4 protein-coding genes and 1 pseudogene are annotated in these 3,417 nt (G+C 40.1%); 3 read left to right on the plus strand and 2 right to left on the minus strand.

Annotated features, from left to right (window positions below; translation table 11 throughout):
- Positions 1-160: 160 nt before the first annotated feature.
- Positions 161-895, plus strand: coding sequence for a creatininase family protein (locus tag UQ64_RS29160; protein WP_060626928.1), 735 nt, complete (start codon positions 161-163; stop codon positions 893-895).
- A gap of 193 nt (positions 896-1,088) precedes the next feature.
- Positions 1,089-1,679 carry a hypothetical protein gene (locus UQ64_RS29165; RefSeq protein WP_060626929.1) on the plus strand — a complete coding sequence of 197 codons (591 nt, stop codon included), beginning with the start codon at positions 1,089-1,091 and terminating at the stop codon, positions 1,677-1,679.
- A 350-nt stretch (positions 1,680-2,029) separates the two neighbouring features.
- On the opposite strand, the pseudogene UQ64_RS29170 reads toward UQ64_RS29165, so the two are convergent.
- Positions 2,030-2,416, minus strand: a pseudogene (locus UQ64_RS29170) (IS110 family transposase); the annotation flags it as partial.
- A complete protein-coding gene (locus UQ64_RS32490; RefSeq protein WP_245238302.1) occupies positions 2,398-2,550 on the minus strand; it encodes a hypothetical protein in 153 nt (50 codons plus the stop codon). The gene UQ64_RS32490 and the pseudogene UQ64_RS29170, both read right to left, overlap by 19 nt.
- A gap of 279 nt (positions 2,551-2,829) precedes the next feature.
- On the opposite strand from UQ64_RS32490, the gene UQ64_RS29175 reads away from it, so the two are divergent.
- A complete protein-coding gene (locus UQ64_RS29175; RefSeq protein WP_060626931.1) occupies positions 2,830-3,288 on the plus strand; it encodes an NUDIX domain-containing protein in 459 nt (152 codons plus the stop codon).
- The last annotated feature ends 129 nt before the right edge of the window (positions 3,289-3,417 follow it).

Genomic DNA, 3,417 nt, shown 5'->3' on the forward strand with positions numbered 1-3,417 from the left:
CGGGCAGGTACGTTCGACCAGGCTACCTTAATCCTCTATGCAAATGAAAAAAGGATCAACCAGAAAGAACTGGTTGATCTCATAATACGAACGGGCAGTTTAGTTGAGGTCGGATTGTAGAATTATGGTATAATATACTAATATTATTGGGGGGATACAGATGACTTTTGAGTATGGTAACCTTACATATTTAGAAATAAAAGCAATGATTGAAGAAGGTTACATGGCTGTTCTTCCTACTGGATGTACCGAACAACAAGGTCCACATACAAGTGTTGATTTCGACACATGGCTTGCATCTGAATTATCAATCTCTGCCGCAGAAAGAGCACACGAAAAATATGGTGCTAAATATCTGGTTGTTCCCACGTTACCGTTTGGTCCAACACCAGAACACAGAAATTACGGATATGGCTATATAGATATTCCGCAGGATTTATATGAAGGTTTGATTTATTCTGTACTTAAGTCACTTGCTCAGCAGGGATTCAAGAAAATTGTGATTTTCCGAGGTTGCGGGGGTCATCATTTAGACAATGTAGCAGAAAGGTTTAATAGCGATTTTAATGGGGTTTCAGTCGCTTATATTCCGCACTATCCATTTTACGATGTCTGGTGCAAATATGGAGACCCAAATTTACCTGGAGGACATGCCGATAGTTTTACTACGTCGCTAGCATTGTTTAAGCGGAAAGAATCTGTAAGGAACGACAAAATATACAACCCTTACAGTAATGAGCCAGATTGGGAAGACCCTAATCTTGATTTTTCTAAATACTCTAAAACGGGTGTTATTGGCGACCCAACTCAAGCGACAGAGGAATTAGGAGAGAAACTCTGGAATAGCACTGTGGATGCGGTAGCTGACATTTTTAAGGATATAGCGTTTAATTAGTGTCTCGTAAGGAATCAGTTTAGAGTAGGAAATGGCTGATTACCAACTAAACTATCGGGGAACTATAGTTCAACACTGAGAGGGGCTGTCGTTAGACAGCCTTTCGTTACGCTAACAGGCAGAATAGTTAAACACGCATTTAAATAAATTTATATTATTGTTATACTTCAAAGTAAATTAGGAGGAATATTAAATGAAAAGTACGTTGCTAATGAAAACGGAAGCACCTATTTCATTGAATTTTTTGGTTTATGTCCAAAATATATTCCTAAATCGAAATCGAAGTAGGAACGAAATGAAATTTCCTTACATTACGTCAAAGTTTGAGTTTCGAGAAGACTTTGATATGCGTTATAGAGAGTTGTGGAATGAAGTATCGAAACGAATTGCTGAACATTCGATAAACTTCCTGGAAGATGAGAAAAATATAATCTATCAAGGTTTATTTGCTCAAGATGATAATACATTAAATGAATATAACGAAATATATCGTTCTTTTATAGTGTGGTGGCGCAGCATTGCTGGGGGATTTTCACTAGAAAGGTCTGTTGATGAAATAGGACAACAAATTTATGCAGATCTAGCGGGTTTGCTTGTAGAAAAGGGAATTCAGCCTCAAAAGGAATTTATTATTAGCTATATTTATGATGAATGTTTGTTATTTGAATTAGAACCCTCTTCTTATTATGCAGTTGTTTCTATTAAAGATTGTTTTATGAATTACATAGGGTTAATCCAAAAATTACAGCAAAGTATTTTATTAAGCTCCCTCAATATGATTTAGTCTTCTCACTCAGGCTCATGAATTCGCAGGATTTCACGTTTAGCTAAGTGTGAGATAAGAAGGAAACAGAGGAGGTGGGGCTTGGAACAACTGTAAGGGCATGCAAGAATAAGGGTGAGAGTATATCACCCAATTTGTTCCATATTCTGCACGTCTCCATGTCGCCCCTAGCGATTTTCACTCCCATGTCTCAACGGGTCTATGCCCTTTCATTCCTTCGTCACATCTAACTAAGGGGTGGAGGTCGGTTTTTCTAACGGAACGGGTCCGAGCCCTTTTGTTTAATGCCTCCCGATACTCCGTGCTACTTATCCATCCTGCGAATGCATCAACTGGTGAAAATAACGCGCTTAAGCGGCCAGCGGAAATACTTTAACTGAACTGTAAGCTTCGTTACTTTTGGCCAGGCCAACAAGCATTCGGGCCACTTTACCACATAATTTCATAATAGATTTCATTTTCTTGAGCTTCTTTACGTCTACATTGTAGTGGTGCAGGGCTCTAACATCTGGATTGGTCATGACCATACACATCGTCATGAGATAGAGAAAACGCCTTAGACGCGGGCGGCCACGTTTGCTAAGCACCATTTTCCCGCGCCATTTCCCAGAGCTGGCCTCAGCCAAATTTAGACCCGCATGACGAAGCAAGGCATTTCCGTGTGCGTAACCACTAAGATCACCAGCTTCTCCTAACACACCGGCTAGACTGGTTACATTTACACCTCGAGCGGCGATCCCAACGCAATTCCCCGATAGCTCACTGCACGAGCGACATGCATCTCCTGGGCAATATCTACACCGACAACCAGATGCAAAGAGGAAATGTTTTCAATGAGTTGATTTTGCTTGTCCTGAGCTTTAAACTTCATAGTAGAGCGACCTCCTAGATGGTGAGATTAAAAGGGCTGTAGACCCGTTCCAACTCCCATGTTACAGAGGTGCTCTTTTTTGTACAAAGGCCAAATTATTCATTCTACAGGAATTCTAACGGAGAACGATAGCACAATAACAACAGGCTGCCGGCTTTATCGGAAGCCTATTAAAGTAACGGGCAGAATAATTCAACAATTCAATTCTTGAAAGGACTTTACCTTAACAGCCTAGAATAATCAACTTATGTATTTCTACCAAGTAAGGAGCTACTATAAATGCAGATTGTTGTAACTGGCGGAGCAATTATAAGAGATTGTATAGGAAGAATTTTATTGCAGCAAAGATCCGATTACGGAGACTGGGGATTACCAGGCGGAGGCATGAATCCAGGTGAGACTATCCAAGAGACAATGATCCGGGAAGTTATTGAGGAAACAGGATTAACTGTTACGGATTGTGAATTTTACGCTGTATATAGCGGTCCAAGGATGGAATACTCCTATCCTGATGGCAACAAGGTTGTTTTTGTTATGTTTCTTTTCAATGCCTGGACTGATTATAATCAGTATTTATCTGAGGATGGGGATGCGATAAGATATCAGGACGATCTATGCGAATCGTTGAAATTACAGTTTTGGGATATTAACGATATCTCACTGGATCAAATAAACAAAGTTCAACGACCAGTCTTTGAAGATATGCTAAAAGGGAATACAAATATACTTAGATCTTAATACACCAGTTCGCTGAACTAACGGGACACGATAGCATTCCTGTAGAGCGTTAATTACGAGCTTTGCAAAAAGAAAAGCGCCTCGGTACGATGGGAGTACGCAACGGGTCATAGCCCTTAAAATCCCATC

Source organism: Paenibacillus etheri (genome assembly GCF_001012825.1).
GTDB classification, from domain to species: domain Bacteria; phylum Bacillota; class Bacilli; order Paenibacillales; family Paenibacillaceae; genus Paenibacillus_AQ; species Paenibacillus_AQ etheri.

What these genes read in the sequence shown, in the direction of transcription:
- UQ64_RS29165 (WP_060626929.1), top strand. Translation starts at nt 1,089, where the DNA reads ATGAAAAGTACGTTGCTAATGAAAACGGAAGCACCTATTTCATTGAAT.
- UQ64_RS32490 (WP_245238302.1), bottom strand. Translation starts at nt 2,550, where the DNA reads ATGAAGTTTAAAGCTCAGGACAAGCAAAATCAACTCATTGAAAACATT.
- UQ64_RS29175 (WP_060626931.1), top strand. Translation starts at nt 2,830, where the DNA reads ATGCAGATTGTTGTAACTGGCGGAGCAATTATAAGAGATTGTATAGGA.
- UQ64_RS29160 (WP_060626928.1), top strand. Translation starts at nt 161, where the DNA reads ATGACTTTTGAGTATGGTAACCTTACATATTTAGAAATAAAAGCAATG.